The sequence below is a fragment of the Sphingomonas sp. LHG3443-2 genome, assembly GCF_049896405.1.
Classification (GTDB): domain Bacteria; phylum Pseudomonadota; class Alphaproteobacteria; order Sphingomonadales; family Sphingomonadaceae; genus Sphingomicrobium.
The window spans coordinates 325,433-341,033 of sequence record NZ_JAFCUG010000001.1; the positions used below are offsets into that span (position 1 = coordinate 325,433).

Below are 15,601 nucleotides of genomic sequence, written 5' to 3' on the forward strand. Positions count from 1 at the left end.
AAGGAAATGCCATGTTCGACCTGCTCCTTCTTGCCGCCGCAGGCACCATGACTCCGCCCGTGAACTTGGTCCTGGAGGGCACGGGCGAGCAGGCGCGCTTGATGGTGATTGGAGAAAGCCCTGTTCCGCTCACCGCCCGCTATGAACTTGAGGCGAGCAGCAGCGATGGGAACCAGTCAGTCCAGACTGGCACTGTTCGGCTGCTCCCAGGGCAAAGGGTTGTACTAGTGAGCCTCAGTATGGGGGGGGCAACTCAAGGCTGGTCAGCAACGCTGAGGGTCAATCATGATGGGGGCTCGTACGAACAGGTAAAGAAAGCTCGCTGATAGTTCATAAGCAGTCCGTAAAAACAGCCTTCACGTCGGAAGCGCCTGAGATGTGAGTGTAGGCCTGCACATCAAGAAACTGAGCAGCTCTTTCCGACACGAAAGTGTAAGCGGCAAACCGGATGTCTGCTTTCCACCCAAAGCGGACAATCCGCTTACGACCCGAACTGGTCATGAGTAAGAAGCGGTCGCGCGAGCAGCGGCTACGGGAAGCAGGGAATGCCCAATATTGGAAAGAACTCGGGTGGGCCTTCAGGGGGCGCCGGCCTTCACGCCCTCGCGGTGTTGGGGCTTGAGATCGTTCGTGATCATCGCGCCAGAAGCGAAGAGCGCAAACGCCAGAAGAAGATGTGGAAGGACAGGGACGAGGAGCGTGCGCAAGCTGCGTCACTCCGCGAGACAGAAGCGCTCCGGCGATCGGCAGAGAGAGAGGAACTTGAGCGGAGACGAGATTAGGAGAGGATCGCCAGGAGCTTATCCTGGCAGTATTTCCATCGGAAAGGCGAGGGACGTGCTCGGCTCGACGCAGCGACATTGCGACGATTTCCGGCCGATTTGCCATACCCTGGCGCCCTCATCAGTAACACTGGCGGTCGCACGGCAATCATTGCCCCTGATGCGAGCCTGACAATCAATACATTGGTCGTGCAGGACAATTACGGACGAATGTCGGTCACCATCGAAGGCAACGTGCACATCCTCGGCTTTGATGGCTGTTCGACCGGCCGGACGAATGGTTCGTCGAGGGCCACGACATTGAAGCGGTCAAGGTCGCAGCGCACCTCTTGGCAACGCGAGGCAGGCCGGCTGCACTGGTGGTTCGATTGCCAGGCTGGCAAAAGGTGCGGGAGGAGCAATGGGAAGGGTTTCTCCGCGGCAATCCGGATGTTGCCCGGCAAATCGGTTGGACTGGCGCAGGCCCGTATGACTATCTGGACGCACGCTTACCCGGAGAGGTGACGCAATATCGCAGGAGCAGCGAGGTAATGTGGACTTCAGAGCCCCTTCTTATCTCGGCGCAAGTGTCAAGACCAGGATGGGGCAAAACATCTGGTTTGCGATCAAGAACATCCTGATGATCTCCTTGGGTGCTTGGCTGATCGCAAAGGGGGTCGGCGCTCAGGCAGGACTTTCCCCCGGATCCTGGTGGTCGTTGCAGGCATACTGTTCATTGCAAATGCATGGTGGAGCTATGAACTCCTGTTTTCATGGTGGCCGAGAAAAGGAAGGCCTTTCCCGATCGCAACGTTCTATTGGCGACTGAGAAATCCCCTACTGCTCGCGCTGATCGCCGCGATCACGGTTGTCGCCATTCTGGTGGACGGAAGCAGCGAATTGACTGGATTGCTCACTTCCTAAGTCCGCTTTTCACCTAGTGCGGACATTTCAAGTCAAGCAATATGCCCTCCAGCGGCATAGCACGGGAGGTTACGTGAGGTCCGATGGTCTGTTCTTGATTGTTGCCAGTCTTTTGACCGTAGGTGGATGTGAAACGACGGCAGGAGAGTTCAAACAACTCTGCTCGCGATCAGCAAAGCTCGACATAGTGAATCCATCTATTTGGAAGCAGTATGTGCGTGCAGCTCAGGCTTACTGCGCACGCCACGATCTCGATCCGCGAGACATCAAGATAGAGACTATCGACGACTTTGTCGTAGGTTCTTCTTTGAGCCGGTCAAAACCCGGCAGTGTTCCGCACAACACTCCGGTGAAAACGATACTGAGGATGTCGCGGAAAGGATCAACATTCGCAATCGCTCAGAGCTACTACATCTCGTTCTCTGGGTTCAGCGGTCCGTCTCCATTTGAATGTGCTAGAGACTTTCCCGAGTTCTACAAAGAACTCACGATGGAAGCGCAAGCTTTGTAGCTGCTTTGAGTAGCTGACGCAGACTACGCAGAGGTCAAGCGACGATGTCTGCTTTCCATCCATTGCTGCCATTGGCAGCACTGTGAGAAACGCTGGGTGATGATCGAACACATCTACCTGCAACCCGGCGAGCAGATGCCGCAAATGAAAGACGAAGACGCTTGGCTCATCATCGAGGCAAGCGAAGACGGTCAGTTCCTTGGAACGGGCTACGGCTTCAAGGCATCGGGTGAAGGTGTGTTCTACGCCTCTCTGCCGGCAAGCGACACAACCCTGGAAGCAGCGCTCGCCGCAGCTACAGAATGGGTCAAAGACCGTGGCGTTTCGCGCATCTGGGTGCAGACTAGTCCAGATTTGTAAGCGTCCGCCTTCCACCTTATCAGACGTTCGCCTTCTGAGTTGCTCGCGGGGCAATGGTCCGCGCTCTCCGTCGGCTCACTCGGGCTTCGTGGCAGCTGATGCGGTCGAGATCGCGTCTGACTCCCAAAGCGCCATAGATCGCGTTCACAGCCGCATTCACGCCCGACCAGCGGTCGTGCTCCCTTTCACAGCCTAAACCCGCCCAGAAGCTCTCAAAAGGCCAGCGAGGCAGGTATTGGTCGGGCCGGCTGCAATGCAGAAGCCAGGCGAGAGCAAGCGCCAAGCTTCGTGTACGCTCAACAGGAGCGACGTGGGAGGCGGCCGCCGCTTCTTCGATCGCGTCTAAAGCCAGTGCTTCGAGCTGAGTTGGTCCGAGTCGGCGCATACAGGCGGAAGAACAAAAGCGGTACGAACAAGCAAGGTCCGGATAGCGGCACCGCTATAATTCTAGGCTCTCAGATAACTCTACATCGAAGCACAAGGCAGCGCGTTTCTTGCGCACCGCTTGCGCCGTTCGTCGGAGTTGATCCTGCAGCAGACCGGCGCCGAGCTTTTGAACAAGAGGCTGGAGGTGCCTCCACGTGGTGCGTCCATGCTGCTGCTGATCGACGAGGCGGGTCCGATCGGCGTGGCCGACGTTGCCCGCCGCCTTCGCTTTTCGCACCCGCTGATCGTCCGCATGGCGCAGACCTTCGCCGAGAGTGGCTTGATCAAGGTGTCCAAGGATCCTGGCGACGGTCGGCGCAAGCAGCTCGTTGTGACCGAACTTGGGCATGCCGAAGCGGAGGTCCTGCGCCAGCTGCATACCCAACTCGCCCACCTCTTCGGTCAGCTCTTCGAAGAACTAGGCTGCGACATCATCGATCTGCTCGATCGCTTCGACACCGCGCTGCGTGACCGCTCGATCAACAACAGGCTGTCATCACGAGGAGAAGGCTCATGAAGCGTACTGTTATCGCCAGCGCTGCCGGCGCGCTGCTGCTTGCTTTCGCGGTACCAGCACTCGCCCAGGTTCCTGTTTCGCCAACCAAAGCCATTGCGCCGTTGGATGCGGCAACCCGCAAAGCCGTGCTTGAGGGAGCCATCGAGCGGATCAGCGCCCACTACGTGTTCGAGGACAAGGTGCCCGTGATTACCCGCGCCCTTCGTCGCGGGAGCATCGCGAGAGGTTTCCTCGATCACCGATGCTCAAGCTTGTGCCGCCGCCCTGACTGCGGTCATTAAGGCGGAAGCCAAGGACGCGCATCTTCGTGTTCACTGGTCTCCCGAGCCAATGCCGCCGATGGAGCAGCCCGAAAGACCCGACCCGGCCCGGATGCAGGCCGAAATCGACATGGTGGCGCGTAACAATTTCGACATTCCGAAGGCCGAAGTTCTTGGCGGCAACATCGGCTACCTGCGGATCAATATGTTCGCTCCCGCACCGTTCGCGGGCCCTACCTTCGCCGCGGCCATGGCCTTTCTCAAGCACACGGACGATGATCTTCGACCTCCGCGGCAACGGTGGCGGCGCTCCCGGAATGGTGGCGATGGCGGCGAGCTACCTGCTTCCGCCCGGCACCAAGCTTAACAGCTTTCGTCGTCGTGGGCATGCGGAGGTCGACCAGAGCTGGACCCTGCCGTTCGTACCAGGCGGCTCGTGGAGCAACGAAAAGCCGGTCTATGTCCTGACCAGCCGGGAAACCGCCTCGGGCACCGAAGAATTTGCCTATGACCTGCAGCAGCTGAAGCGCGCCACTATCGCCGGTGAGCGCACCTGGGGCGGGGCAAACCCAGGCATGCCGTTCCCGATCGACACCCCACTTCTCGGTCTTCGTTCCTACCGGGACAGCCGTGAACCCGATCTCGGGGACCAACTGGGAGGGCACGGGTGTGCAGCCCGACGTCAAGGTGGAGCCGGCGAACGCGCTGGAAGCAGCAAGGCGCATGGCACTTGAGAAACTGATCACCACCGCGTCCCCCGAGCGAGCCGGAGAGCTTCGTTTACAGTTGCAAGCGCCACTAGCGCGCTAACCGCTTTGCTGAGCCGCTTTGGAGCACATCCGCCGATGAGCCAGTACAAAGGTGAATCCATCTTTCTTGGAGCTGCGGCCGTGCTTCTGTCTGACCAGGCACGTCTGTGGTCTCCGGTGACCGATTTCTTGAGCGACTTCCAAATCCAAAGACAAGAGCGTGCGCTCGCAACTCAGGCAGGTGTGCCCGACACCGAACTCGTGACGATGGATGTCGCGCCGCTGCGCCTGCTGGGACTGGACGACTTGTACGCAATGGAGGTCAATCAGCGGTCTCGTGGAGCAAGCAGCGGGAATGCACCCAAGACCTTGCGGCCGCTGCCATCCTGCTGCGATTTCACCAGACCGTTGAACGCCACGCCATGACCGATGGCTTGCCGGACGGCTTGCCGCTGTACGCAACGGTGAGACCAGTTACACGGCCGATGGAGGTGAATGCCCTCAATTTCGGCGAGGTGGCCACCCGCCGGCTTAGCCCGGTGGTGGGGAACTTCGAAGCCCACACGGCCGCGCTGGTGGCCGAAGCGAAGCAGGCACGTGAAGCCGAATTCGTTCACGATACCCGTCACGTTATCAGCCAAATGCGAGAGCGGGAGGCGGTGCTCGCCCGCTGGCCCGTCTGGCACAATCCCATCAAACGCCATGGGTTTGCCGAACAAGTTCAGCGTGAGCAGCGGCTTACCCGCAGCGCCCTCCAACGCATACACGGTATCGAGGCAGGAAACGCCGATGGTGAGACCTTGATCCGGCTCCTGGTCGAACCGCGCCACGGCAAAGTGACGCCCGAACTCCTCGCAGATCTCCCAGCGCAAGATCGTTCCGAACTCCACCAGATCAGCATGGCTTATGCCAAGATGTTCGGTGGTCGGCGCGTCCGTGCCTACTTGATCGCCCATCCGGATCGCCCCGCGATCGTAGACGAGATCGGCTGACGGTTAGGTAGCTCCGTCCGCCTCTTTGGTCATAGTGACGTATGCCCGCGACTTTGACACGATCGTAGAGCCCATCGGAGACAATGTAGCAGCTCGCCATCTGACGATCCGTCCTCGAGCCCGATCAGGAAGAACAGGAGTAGATTCGTAATGGCTTTTGCTGGGGCAGGCAGGCTGAAACGAAAGGTAAGTCTCAGCCGGATCCGGTTCGTCCGCGTGTCCTCAAGTCGTGACGTACCAGGAGACGAATACTTGTTCTTCCTGTCCGATGCCGACGAGCAGCCTGCGGCACGGGTGACGGTCTACGATCGAAGCTAGGAACTTACTGAGCAAAGCGCAGAAAGATTGAGTTCAGACCATACAGTCTCTCGAGAAAGTATGATGTTACTTTCGCATTCGGCGATGGGAAGAATGGCGAATGATCGACATCTGCGATTATCCCAATTCGCCCCTTAGCGCTCGCAATCAACGCCGGACGGCGAACGCGTCGTAGCATGCCGTCTTCGAATGGAGTGGGCAGCATGATCGTTCTTTGGCGTGTCTCCAATCATTGTAATTTGGCTTGTTCCTTCTGTGCTTATGACAAGCGCCTTTCGATCCCGCGCGTGACGGCCGATCCGACGCAAGTCGAGCGCTTTGTCGATTTGCTCGGGGAATGGCAGGCGGAAAGGGGCAGACCCGTCCTGCTGAGCTGGCTTGGTGGGGAGCCGCTCCTCTGGCGGTCGCTATCCCAGCTCAGCGAGCGGGCAGAGGCTTTAGGTCTTGATCTTAGCATTACTACCAACGGCACTACGCTCGGCGCACCACGCGTGCGGGCCGAATTGATCCGCCGCTATCGCGAAGTCACGATCAGCATCGACGGCCTCGCCGACTTTCACGACGCAATGCGCGGTTGGCCCGGCGCTTTCACCAAACTCTCCCGGAACGTGCCAGCCTTGATCGCCGAGCGGAACCAAGCGGGTGCATCGCTCAAGGTGCGCGTGAATGTCGTGTTGATGCGTGGGAACATCGCTCAGTTCGAGACGCTGTGCCGCAACCTCAACGATTGGGGCGTCGACGAGATCAGCTTCAATCAGTTGGGTGGCCGCGACCGGCCCGAATTCTTTCCGAAGAACCGGTTGAGCAGCGCCGAAGTGGCAATGCTCGCCGCTTTGCTTCCGCGGCTTCGCACCGAGCTCGGCCTCAAGGGCACGACGCTGGTCGGCGGCCCGGCCTATTTGGAACGCATCGCGGACACGGTGGCGGGCCGTCCGTTCCCAATCGAGGACTGCCGAGTGGCCGAGACCTTCCTCTTCGTCGACGAGCACGGCCGAGTAGCGCCATGCAGCTTCACGCCGGAGCATTTCGATCTCTCGATCGACGACTTGCGTCATCCTGCCGATTTAGATGCATTGCCGGCGCGGCTGCGGGCACTGCAGCGGGCAAGGCCTTCCTGTGACTGCGCTGACTGCCCTAGCACGCAGCAGTTCGATAAATTCGGGATGGCGGCGTAAGGCCCTGGTCAGCGCCATTATCATCGATGCAACCGAAGCTTAAGCGAAGGTCCGTTGCGGATCGAACGCAGAGTTCGATCTGAATGTGGTACAGGCGCAGACCGCAGAGGAAGACCTTACTTTTTAAGCCTGCAATGGATTTGGCTTGCGGCCGAAGTCATTAGCAGCATTGAAATAAGGATTTTTCGCCAGACTGGGCCATTGCCGACGATATGCCTCCCACTCTGGATGGTAGTTCTGCAGCAGCCAACGATTATAACATTCGACCGCTTCCTTACGATCAAGACGATCAAGTAAGCCAGCATCGTTGGCGACAAGATCATGCAGGCGACCTAAGGCCTCTACTGGAACATACAGCAGTAAGACGCGAGACGTGTAGCTATAATCCTCCTGATGCCCCCAGATTGGCTTCACATCGATCGCGCTCAGGCGCTCAAGCGATGCTCGGAACGCGAGATTGCTCTCTAGCATTCGCTTTCGCGCATCCGCCTGTTTGTTCATGGCACCAATGTCGTCTTCAGTAGCAGGGACGCCTCGAGTTGGCCGCGATGTGATTGAGCAGCCACAGCGGGGACACGCTCTTCAGCACGTAATGAAGATACTCTTCATCGCAACGTTCATCGATCATCTGCCCGATCTCCTATCGTCGACGAAAAACGGTTTGAATGTCCGCTAAGGGTCGAAAGCGGACATAAGCAGCCAGCGGCATTGGCAGTCGCTCCTCAGCCAGCCAGTCAAAAGGCGATTGGCCGTCCGAGCTGCCGGCTAATCACCATTGCAGACGTCACACAGGTGCACTTCGTCAGTGATAAAGCCCTCACCGTATCCGAATGGCTGGCCACAATGGATGCATTCCGTGACGGGCTCAGCTCGGCGACGGAACTCAGGCTCTTTCTCGAGCTTGCGCTTCGCCTGGTGCCAAGCTTTTCTTCCTCGCTGAACGGCATAGTTACTCCTTCCAGCGAGTCATTCTGTGGCAGCTGAGTAAAGGTCCGGTTTCCGCTACTCAGCATCCGAATTCGGACTGTCTGCTTCCGGCCAACTGCCGTCGTCAGCCGCGCCTGAACGAACGTCCGCTATCGGGCCGCAGCAATCAAGCTCTGCATGTCCGCGTATGGGTCTTTCCAGACGCGAGCCCCGCTGAGCGAACGGCTGGTTGCCAGATCCTTTCACCTCGAAGCCAATCGTCTGCCTTCGGCCAATCACGGCCGCAAAGCGGATGTGGTTCCGTGCCGTCCTGACTGGACTTAAGACGCAACCAGAGCATTGCTGTCCGACATAACGCGAAGCGATGCCGCTCGACCTGCAGGTCTAGCGGCTTGGGTCAGTGCGAGCGGCTGCAGTTGTGCGCCGGAAGCAAGGAGACCCATAATGGCAACCTCACCTAAGCAGCGTAGCAAGTCGGCGACGGTCGCGGCTCCTTTCGCGAGAGAAGGGCGCAACCCTGGACGAGATCGCCAAGGCAACGCAGTGGAAGCCGCACAGCTGTCGGGCCTTCCTGAGCGGTGTTCGCAAGAAGGCGCAACTTGTCCACGAGGAGCGGGCAGACGGAGCGACAAGCTACCGAATGCTTCAGGAGCCCATTGCCGGAGTCGAGGCTTGAGCACGCGGAAGTCGACCGAAGAGGGGCTCGAGGAAGCTTTCAACAGCCTCGATGCACAGCGAGAGGCCTGCGCCGCCTACAGTCTCAGCCAGGCTCACGAAGGCTGGGAGGAGGTAAGGGAGCACTAGGACACGGCGGGTAGTCGGGCGGCAACATGGACCGTCCCGCCCTCAAGCAGCTCTTGACAGACGTCGCTGCGGGCAAGGTCGACGTCATCGTCTTGTATAAGGTCGATCGGCTGACCCGCAGCCTGGCTGACTTTGCCCCGGGGCAACCTGCATGACGGTGAGCACGCGGCGATCATCAGCGCCGAGGAATGGGAGGAGGTTCAGCAAATCCTTTCCAAGAACCGTTACGAGCGGAGGCTTGGCACGCAAGTCAGATACCCGAGCCTTCTCACCGGTATGATCATCGACCCCGACGGGCGACCGATGACGCCTGTGTCGACGCACAAGGGCAGCAAGCGACATCACTACTATGTTACGCGGCTTGCGCCCGGAGAGACCAAGACGCCCGCGTGGCGAGTGGCGGTCGGTGAGATCGATCGGGCTGTACTCAACTCCGTTGGCGACTGGCTTGGGTCGCACGAACGTGCCTGTGAGCCTGGCTAGCTGATGTCCGATCGCGCGCTCGCCGACGAGCTCGGTGCCTGAGCAGCGGAGGGTGCTCCTCGAGCCTCGAGTAAGAGCGCAGCTCGAAGAAACTAACCTGCGGGTTACGATCGGCGAGAATTCGATGGCTTCCGTGAGTTTGCCTCTGCGGATGGTCCACCGCGGGAACGAGTTGAAGCTTGTTCTGAAAAATGGAACGTCGATGGCAGCGCCCGATCCGGTGCTGGTCAAACTGGTCGCGCTAGCGATGAGCGCGCGAAAGTCACTCGGTTCGGGGGAGGTCGACCCTCTTACCTCCCACTACAGCAAGCGGCTCTTGTGGCAGCTCCTGCGGATCAGCTTTCCGGCTCCAGACATCGTCGCGGCAATCGTGGAGGGCGAACAGCCACCCTCGCTGACCGGTCGGCGGCTGCTGCGCGTGACTGACCTGCCGCTGGACTGGGCAGGTCACGCAGGGTTCTCGGCTTCAACTAACATCGGAACAGCATCTGCATCTGGTGGCTGCAAAAGTGGGCACCAGAGACCGGGCCCTCTTTCCACCGACAAACCCGGCGCCAAACTCGTCTCTGTTAAAAGGACGGGCGAGCGGCGGCTCCATAACTCGCGGAGATCACGCCGGAGTTTCAGGAATAGGCGACCCCAAATGGTGCCAAGCTGAAATCTTCAGAGGAGGTTGGTGCCGCTTACAGGACTCGAACCTGTGACCCCCTCATTACGAATGAGGTGCTCTACCAACTGAGCTAAAGCGGCAGCGAGGGCGCCACTAACAGGGTCTTGCCCCCCTCACAAGGCGTCAGGTGGCGAAGTTGGGGTCAAGGCGGTAGGCCTTTCGCAACAGCGCGGGCCAGGCGAGGAACTGGGCGGCGAGCTTGAGGCCGGCGGCGCCTTGTTCGGCGGCGATTTCGGGGGTGCCCTGGGGCGGGTGGTTGATCGCCTCGCCCGCCGACAGCGCCATGATCTGAGCCTGGCAGGCGCGCTCCAGGAAATAGATGCGGATGAACGCCTCCCCGACCGTGCTGCCGACGCTCAAGGTGCCGTGATTGCGCAGCAGCATGGCGTTCTTGTGCCCAAGATCGGCGACGATCCGCTCACGCTCGTCATGGTCCGTCGCGACGCCTTCGTAGTCGTGAAAGGCAAGATCGCCGCGGACCAGCATGGCGGTCTGCGTCAGCGGAAGCAGCCCCTCCCCATGCGCCGCAACGGCCTGACCGTGCGGCGTGTGGAGATGGATGACAGCGTTCGCATCCTCGCGGCTCATGTGCACCGCCGAGTGGATGGTGAAGCCTGCGGGATTGGTGATGAAGGGCGTCGGATCGACCGGATTGCCATGCATATCGACCTTAACCAGCGAAGATGCGGTCACTTCCTCGAACATCAGGTTGTAGGGGTTGAGCAGGAAGTGATGCTCGGGCCCCGGCACCCGCACGCTCATGTGGGTGAAGATGAGGTCGTCCCACCCGTAATGCGCGATCAGGCGATAGGCGGCGGCGAGGTCGATGCGGAGCTTCCACTCCTCTTCGCTGCACTTGCCCTCCATGCTCGGGATCTGGACGTCCTGAAGAGCACGGAGCCGGTCCATGCCGGCGGTGACGTTGTCGACGCGGTTCATGTGGCGGACTCCTGGGCATCGGGGTGGGCGGCGGCGAAAGCGGGAATGGCGAGCGCCGAAGCTTCGGCGCGGAGCAGGGTCGGATAAGCGTCCAGCGGCACGTCGAAGCGGCGGGCGTTGAAGAGCTGCGGTACGAGGCAGATGTCTGCCATGCTCATGCGGTCACCGTAAAGGAAGGTACCGGCCTGCGGCGCCGATAGCCCTTCCAGCGCTTGGAGGCCTTCGGCGACCCAGTGGCGATACCAGCTGTCGACCGCCTCCTGCGGCTGGCCAAGCTCGTTCTTGAGGTAACGCAGCACGCGCAGGTTGTTGAGCGGGTGGATGTCGCAGGCGATTGTCAGCGCCAGCGCGAGGACATGGGCACGGCCGGGGGGATCGGACGGAACGAACGGCGGCTCCTCCACCAAAGCGTCGAGGCGGTCGAAGATGGCAAGGCTTTGCGTCACGCGCTCGCCATCGATCTCCAGCATCGGCACGAAGCCCTGCGGGTTCAGCGCCTTGTATTCGGGTGACTGCTGCTCGTTTGCGACCAGGCTGACGGGATGCTGCTGGTAGTCGAGGCCCTTCAAGTTGAGGGCGATGCGGACCCGGTAGCTGGCCGAGGAGCGGAAATAGTCATGGAGGATGATCCGGGTCACGGGCGGCAGGCTCCGCAGGCGCTAAGTTCTCGAAGTTCACATAGGGCGGCGAGCCGGAAACACCCGAAGTTCTCAAAGTTCACATAGGAGCGGGTCTTGGCGGAAGCGGCGGCGAGCCCCGCGCTCGTGGAGGGCAAGACGGAAAGGGATGCAGAGCGGGCCATCAGCGCGAAACCATGTCAGAAGGGCGGGCTGTAGGACAGGAGTTTCGTTTCCTTACTGGCCGAGGAATGGCGCCACGATCTCGGTCGTGATGCGCTGGGGACGGCCGGTTGCCTTGTCGAGCATCGCCCAGGTGGTGCGCGCTTTGACCAGCACCTTGCCGTCCGCGTTGGTGAATTCCATGAAGCGGTCGAAGCGGGCGCCGCGGGGCGCTTCATCGACCCAGGTTCGACCGGTCACGACGTCCCCGACCAGCGCGGGGCGGAGATAGTCGATCTCGTGCCGGATCACGACCCAGATGTAGGCGTCGCGATATTGTTCGGGCGCGGTGGCATACCAGTGGCTGGTGGCGACGGTCTGGATCCACTGCACCCACACCGCATTGTTGACGTGGCCAAGCTCGTCGATGTGCTGCGGCTCGGCGGTGAGCGAAAGAGTGAAGCTGGGGTTGGTCATGGCTTTGCCTTGGCAGCGGGGGCAAACTGGGCGGCGATGCCGGTCTCAGCCGCGAAGCGATCTAGCGCCGCTACGGGATCGGGATGCGCGCGGTCGAGCAAGTCGGCGATGGCCGCGCTGCTTCGCTTGTTGCCCGCACGCTGGTCGAGCAGTTGCAGCCATTCGGCGCGGCTGACCTCGCCATCCTTGCCGGGGCCGGCGATGAGGGCCCTGACAAAACCGCCGAAGTCGCCCCCGTTGGCCTTTTCCGCCGCCAGGGCGATCAACGCGCCGCAGGCGTAATAAGCGCGGAAGTCGCCTTCACGGCGGTAGGCGCTTTGCACCCCGCCGTTCTTGAGAAAGGGAGCGCACTCGGCGCGCGCCTCGCCGAGGCGGGCCGACATGCTGAAGGTGGGATCGGCCGCCGCCGTGGCGCGAAAGGCGAGCAGTTCGGCGCCGCCTTCGGTGATCCAGCTTTCGGCTGGCGTCGTGTAGCTGACCGCTTGGCCGAGCCAGAAGTGCGCTGCTTCGTGGCTGACGAACCAACGCGCATATTGCGCAGCACGGTCGCTCGGCTGCTGCAGCTTTGAGCCGCTGAAATCCATCAGCACCAAGCCGGGGAGCACACTGCCGCTGAGGCTCGCATGGTCGGGCTGCGCCGGTGTCAGGCCGCCCCAGGTCACCATCAGCGTTGGCTGACCGACCGGCGAGGGACCAAGCTCCTGCGCGTAGCGTCCGAGAACCTTGGGCATTTCCGCATTGAGGTAGGCGGAAATCCAGGACGGAAGCGACGGATCCAACAGGGTTGTCATAGCTGGACCGACCACCGGCGCCGCCTTGCCGAAGAGGACGTATGTGCCGCCATTGTTCATCTGCGCGCGTGCCACGCGCTGCCCCTTGGCGAGCACGGGTCCGGCACGGTCGGTGAAGGTCATGCGAGTGCGGAACGACTGCCCTCCGGGCCCTTCTTCGAACGGACCCATGGCGCGCACCTCGGCGGCGGAACGGGCGGGCGTGACCCAGAACTGGTCGCCGTAGAGCGCCACCGACCCGTCAGTGAAGATGAGCGCGGGGTCGTAGCCGCTCTCGATATCGTCGCGGAAGGGCGTGAACTGAAGCCGCACCCGCGCCGGCAACGCTCCACCGCCGGCCGCAACCAGTGCGTCGTAATTACCGATGCGCACCAGGCGAACGCCCGGCGTCAACACCTGAACCGTTGCAAGCCGCCACGAGGTCTTGCTTTTTCGCGGGAGGACGGATTTGACGAACATCCACACCGGGGCGCGGCCAGTAAGGCGGAAGTCGGCTGTCCAGCGCTGGCCCGAGCGCTCCACGGTAACGTCGGACGCGGCGGGCATTTGCGGCTCCGCAGGTGCGCTGGTCGCAAGGGCAGCCGCTGCGGTCAGCGCAAGCATCATTCAGCGGCTCCGAGCTGCGTCAGCACAAAGGCCTGGTCCTCCGCAGTCTCGCGCAAGTTGTCCCAGCGCCCGGATTTGCCGCCGTGGCCGGCGCCCATGTTGGTCTTGAGCATGAGAAGGTTGTTGTCGGTCTTGGTGGCGCGCAGTCGGGCGACCCACTTAGCAGGCTCCCAATAGGTGACGCGCGGATCATTCAGGCCGGCGGTAACCAGCATAGGCGGGTAAGCTTGGCGTTTGACGTTGTCATAGGGGCTGTAGCTCAGGAGCAGCTTGAAGGCGTCGGGATCGGTGATCGGATTGCCCCACACCGGCCACTCGCCGGGCGTCAGCGGAAGCGTGTCGTCGAGCATGGTGTTGATGACGTCAACGAAGGGCACGTCGGCGATCACCGCGCCCCACAGGTCGGGATCGGTGTTGGCAACCACCCCCATCAGCTTGCCGCCGGCCGAGCCGCCCTGGATGGCGATCTTGCCCGGTTGCGCGAAGCCCGCGGCGTTGAGGCCTTTTGCGGCGTCGACGAAATCGTGGAAGGTGTTCCAGCGGTTGGTCGCGGTGCCGTCAAGATACCAGCCGTAGCCAAGGTCATCCCCGCCGCGGATGTGGGCGATGGCGTAGGCGAAGCCGCGGTCGAGGAGGCTCAGCCTGGTCGCGGAGAAGCTCGGCGGAATGGCGTAGCCGTAGGCGCCGTAGGCATAGAGGAAGAGCGGCTGGCTGCCGTCTTTACGGTAGCCCTTCTTGTAGACGATGCTGACGGGGATCTGCTTGCCGTCGCGCGCGGGGAGCAGGAGCCGCTCGGTCGTGTATTGCGAGGGGTCGTAGCCCGAGGGGATCTCGGTCACCTTGAGGGTTTCGAGCGTGCCGCCAGCGGGGTGGTAGTCGTAGACCGTCGCGGGGGTGACCATCGAGCTGTAGAACAGACGATAGGCGGCCGGCGCGAACTCCGGATTGCTGCCAAGCGAGGCGGTGTAGCTGGCTTCCGCGAACGGGATGCGGGTGACCTCACCGGTGGCGTAATCGCGCAGGGTGAGCTGATCGAGGCCCTGCACGCGGCTGGTGATGACGAGGTGATCGCGAAAGGCGGTCAGGCCGCGCAGATAGGTGTCGTCGGAACCGGCAACGACCTCCTGCCAGTCGCCGGGCGCGGCGGGGTCGGCCGAGGCGATGCGGAAGTTGATGTGATTGTCGTTGGTGAGGATCCACAGCTTCCCGTGCGCGGCGTCGGCTTCGTAGAGGCGGTTCTCCCGGCGAGGGCTGATCAGGACCTGCTCGGTCAGCGGGTCGGCGGCGGGAACGAAGCGGATTTCGCTGGTGCGGTTGTCGCCAGTGGAGATGAAGATCAGGCTGTCATCCTGGCTCTTGGACAGGCCGACCGAGAAGCCCTTGTCTTCGGTTTCCTCGTAGAGCGTGACGTCTGCGGCGGGGTCGCTGCCGAGGCGGTGGAGCCGGGCGCGGTAGCTGCGCCATTGGTCGTTGACCTCGGTGAATAGAACCGCCTTGCTGTCGGCGCTCCACACCGGGCCGCCGATGCCGACTTGCGTGACGGTTTCGAGGTCCTCGCCCGTCGCGAGGTCGCGGATGCGCAGGGTGAAGCGTTCGGAGCCGCTGTCGTCGGCCATCACGGCGGCGAGGCGCCCGTCGGGGCTGACTTCGAGCGCTCCGAGGCGGAAATAATCTTTGCCCTCGGCTTCTTTGGGCTCGTCGAAGATTAGCTGGTCCTCACCGCCCGCGACAGGCTTGCGGAACCACTGGCGATATTGGGCGCCGGGCTGGAACGCCCACCAGTAGAGATAATCGCCGTTCTTGACCGGGACCGAGCGGTCGTCCTCCTTCTGGCGGCCTTTCATCTCTTGGAACAGGGTCTCGATCAGCGCTTCGTGCGGGGCCTTCCACGCTTCGAAATAGGCGTTCTCCGCTTCGAGATAGGAGAGCACTTGCCGGTCCTCGACCGTCGGATAGCCCGCATCGCGCAGCCAGGCGTAATCGTCGGTGACGGTGATGCCGTGACGCTCGAAGGAGGTCGGGCGCGGCTCGGCGCGGGGAGGAAGGCTGTCGGGCAAGAGGGGAAGCTTTCGGACGGGAACGGGAAGAGCAAGGATTTGGGGCCGATCGACGGTGGCGCAAGAGAGGAGCTT

General features: G+C 61.6%; 16 protein-coding genes, 1 tRNA gene and 1 pseudogene. 11 read left to right on the top strand and 7 right to left on the bottom strand.

Annotation, left to right across the window (positions count from 1 at the left end; all coding sequences use genetic code 11):
* Window positions 1–11: 11 nt before the first annotated feature.
* The 9 genes from csgH (at window position 12) to ACP69Z_RS01515 (ending at window position 6,993) form a co-directional block, all read left to right on the top strand.
* Window positions 12–326, top strand: coding sequence for a curli-like amyloid fiber formation chaperone CsgH (gene csgH, locus ACP69Z_RS01475; protein ID WP_426265782.1), 315 nt, complete (start codon window positions 12–14; stop codon window positions 324–326).
* A gap of 1,092 nt (window positions 327–1,418) precedes the next feature.
* The gene (locus ACP69Z_RS01480) at window positions 1,419–1,685 is read left to right on the top strand and encodes a hypothetical protein (protein WP_426265783.1); all 267 of its coding nucleotides are present in this window, start codon (window positions 1,419–1,421) and stop codon (window positions 1,683–1,685) included.
* Between the two features lie 610 nt (window positions 1,686–2,295).
* Window positions 2,296–2,556: a hypothetical protein gene (locus ACP69Z_RS01485; RefSeq protein ID WP_426265784.1), complete on the top strand. Its 261-nt coding sequence runs from the start codon at window positions 2,296–2,298 to the stop codon at window positions 2,554–2,556.
* Window positions 2,557–3,061: 505 nt separating this feature from the next.
* Window positions 3,062–3,499 (top strand): MarR family transcriptional regulator, encoded by a 438-nt coding sequence (locus tag ACP69Z_RS01490; RefSeq protein ID WP_426265785.1) that lies wholly within the window; start codon window positions 3,062–3,064, stop codon window positions 3,497–3,499.
* The gene (locus tag ACP69Z_RS01495) at window positions 3,496–3,780 is read left to right on the top strand and encodes a hypothetical protein (protein ID WP_426265786.1); all 285 of its coding nucleotides are present in this window, start codon (window positions 3,496–3,498) and stop codon (window positions 3,778–3,780) included. The genes ACP69Z_RS01490 and ACP69Z_RS01495 overlap by 4 nt, the downstream gene beginning before the upstream one ends.
* A 254-nt stretch (window positions 3,781–4,034) precedes the next feature.
* The gene (locus ACP69Z_RS01500) at window positions 4,035–4,493 is read left to right on the top strand and encodes a S41 family peptidase (protein WP_426265787.1); all 459 of its coding nucleotides are present in this window, start codon (window positions 4,035–4,037) and stop codon (window positions 4,491–4,493) included.
* A 111-nt stretch (window positions 4,494–4,604) separates the two neighbouring features.
* Window positions 4,605–4,934 carry a hypothetical protein gene (locus tag ACP69Z_RS01505; protein WP_426265788.1) on the top strand — a complete coding sequence of 110 codons (330 nt, stop codon included), beginning with the start codon at window positions 4,605–4,607 and terminating at the stop codon, window positions 4,932–4,934.
* Window positions 4,931–5,500, top strand: a complete 570-nt coding sequence (locus ACP69Z_RS01510; protein WP_426265789.1) for a hypothetical protein — start codon at window positions 4,931–4,933, stop codon at window positions 5,498–5,500. Before ACP69Z_RS01505 ends, ACP69Z_RS01510 begins: the two co-directional genes overlap by 4 nt.
* Window positions 5,501–6,021: 521 nt before the next feature.
* The gene (locus tag ACP69Z_RS01515) at window positions 6,022–6,993 is read left to right on the top strand and encodes a radical SAM protein (RefSeq protein ID WP_426265790.1); all 972 of its coding nucleotides are present in this window, start codon (window positions 6,022–6,024) and stop codon (window positions 6,991–6,993) included.
* Window positions 6,994–7,116: 123 nt separating this feature from the next.
* On the opposite strand, the gene ACP69Z_RS01520 is transcribed toward ACP69Z_RS01515, so the two are convergent.
* Window positions 7,117–7,494 carry a hypothetical protein gene (locus ACP69Z_RS01520; protein ID WP_426265791.1) on the bottom strand — a complete coding sequence of 126 codons (378 nt, stop codon included), beginning with the start codon at window positions 7,492–7,494 and terminating at the stop codon, window positions 7,117–7,119.
* Between the two features lie 925 nt (window positions 7,495–8,419).
* Between ACP69Z_RS01520 and ACP69Z_RS01525 the strand changes: the two are divergent.
* Both ACP69Z_RS01525 and ACP69Z_RS01530 read left to right on the top strand, forming a co-directional pair.
* A pseudogene (locus ACP69Z_RS01525) lies at window positions 8,420–8,596 on the top strand (DUF3489 domain-containing protein); the annotation flags it as partial.
* Window positions 8,597–8,750: 154 nt separating this feature from the next.
* Window positions 8,751–8,879: a recombinase family protein gene (locus ACP69Z_RS01530; RefSeq protein WP_426265792.1), complete on the top strand. Its 129-nt coding sequence runs from the start codon at window positions 8,751–8,753 to the stop codon at window positions 8,877–8,879.
* A gap of 1,002 nt (window positions 8,880–9,881) precedes the next feature.
* Here ACP69Z_RS01530 and ACP69Z_RS01535 read toward each other — a convergent pair.
* The 6 genes from ACP69Z_RS01535 to ACP69Z_RS01560 form a co-directional block, all read right to left on the bottom strand.
* Window positions 9,882–9,957, bottom strand: a tRNA-Thr gene (locus ACP69Z_RS01535).
* A gap of 43 nt (window positions 9,958–10,000) precedes the next feature.
* Window positions 10,001–10,744, bottom strand: a complete 744-nt coding sequence (locus ACP69Z_RS01540; RefSeq protein WP_426268023.1) for a class II aldolase/adducin family protein — start codon at window positions 10,742–10,744, stop codon at window positions 10,001–10,003.
* A gap of 68 nt (window positions 10,745–10,812) precedes the next feature.
* Window positions 10,813–11,454, bottom strand: a complete 642-nt coding sequence (gene maiA, locus ACP69Z_RS01545; protein WP_426265793.1) for a maleylacetoacetate isomerase — start codon at window positions 11,452–11,454, stop codon at window positions 10,813–10,815.
* Between the two features lie 216 nt (window positions 11,455–11,670).
* Entirely contained in the window at window positions 11,671–12,072 is a 402-nt protein-coding gene (locus ACP69Z_RS01550) for an acyl-CoA thioesterase (RefSeq protein WP_426265794.1), read from the bottom strand.
* Window positions 12,069–13,469, bottom strand: coding sequence for a hypothetical protein (locus tag ACP69Z_RS01555; protein ID WP_426265795.1), 1,401 nt, complete (start codon window positions 13,467–13,469; stop codon window positions 12,069–12,071). Before ACP69Z_RS01555 ends, ACP69Z_RS01550 begins: the two co-directional genes overlap by 4 nt.
* Entirely contained in the window at window positions 13,466–15,526 is a 2,061-nt protein-coding gene (locus ACP69Z_RS01560) for a S9 family peptidase (RefSeq protein WP_426265796.1), read from the bottom strand. The genes ACP69Z_RS01555 and ACP69Z_RS01560 overlap by 4 nt, the downstream gene beginning before the upstream one ends.
* Between the last annotated feature and the right edge of the window lie 75 nt (window positions 15,527–15,601).

Excerpts from the sequence above, each read along its gene's own strand:
- csgH (WP_426265782.1), top strand. The coding sequence starts at position 12 with ATGTTCGACCTGCTCCTTCTTGCCGCCGCAGGCACCATGACTCCGCCC.
- ACP69Z_RS01485 (WP_426265784.1), top strand. The coding sequence starts at position 2,296 with ATGATCGAACACATCTACCTGCAACCCGGCGAGCAGATGCCGCAAATG.
- ACP69Z_RS01495 (WP_426265786.1), top strand. The coding sequence starts at position 3,496 with ATGAAGCGTACTGTTATCGCCAGCGCTGCCGGCGCGCTGCTGCTTGCT.
- ACP69Z_RS01500 (WP_426265787.1), top strand. The coding sequence starts at position 4,035 with ATGATCTTCGACCTCCGCGGCAACGGTGGCGGCGCTCCCGGAATGGTG.
- ACP69Z_RS01505 (WP_426265788.1), top strand. The coding sequence starts at position 4,605 with ATGAGCCAGTACAAAGGTGAATCCATCTTTCTTGGAGCTGCGGCCGTG.
- ACP69Z_RS01510 (WP_426265789.1), top strand. The coding sequence starts at position 4,931 with ATGACCGATGGCTTGCCGGACGGCTTGCCGCTGTACGCAACGGTGAGA.
- ACP69Z_RS01515 (WP_426265790.1), top strand. The coding sequence starts at position 6,022 with ATGATCGTTCTTTGGCGTGTCTCCAATCATTGTAATTTGGCTTGTTCC.
- ACP69Z_RS01520 (WP_426265791.1), bottom strand. The coding sequence starts at position 7,494 with ATGAACAAACAGGCGGATGCGCGAAAGCGAATGCTAGAGAGCAATCTC.
- ACP69Z_RS01530 (WP_426265792.1), top strand. The coding sequence starts at position 8,751 with ATGGACCGTCCCGCCCTCAAGCAGCTCTTGACAGACGTCGCTGCGGGC.
- ACP69Z_RS01540 (WP_426268023.1), bottom strand. The coding sequence starts at position 10,744 with ATGGAGGGCAAGTGCAGCGAAGAGGAGTGGAAGCTCCGCATCGACCTC.
- ACP69Z_RS01550 (WP_426265794.1), bottom strand. The coding sequence starts at position 12,072 with ATGACCAACCCCAGCTTCACTCTTTCGCTCACCGCCGAGCCGCAGCAC.
- ACP69Z_RS01555 (WP_426265795.1), bottom strand. The coding sequence starts at position 13,469 with ATGATGCTTGCGCTGACCGCAGCGGCTGCCCTTGCGACCAGCGCACCT.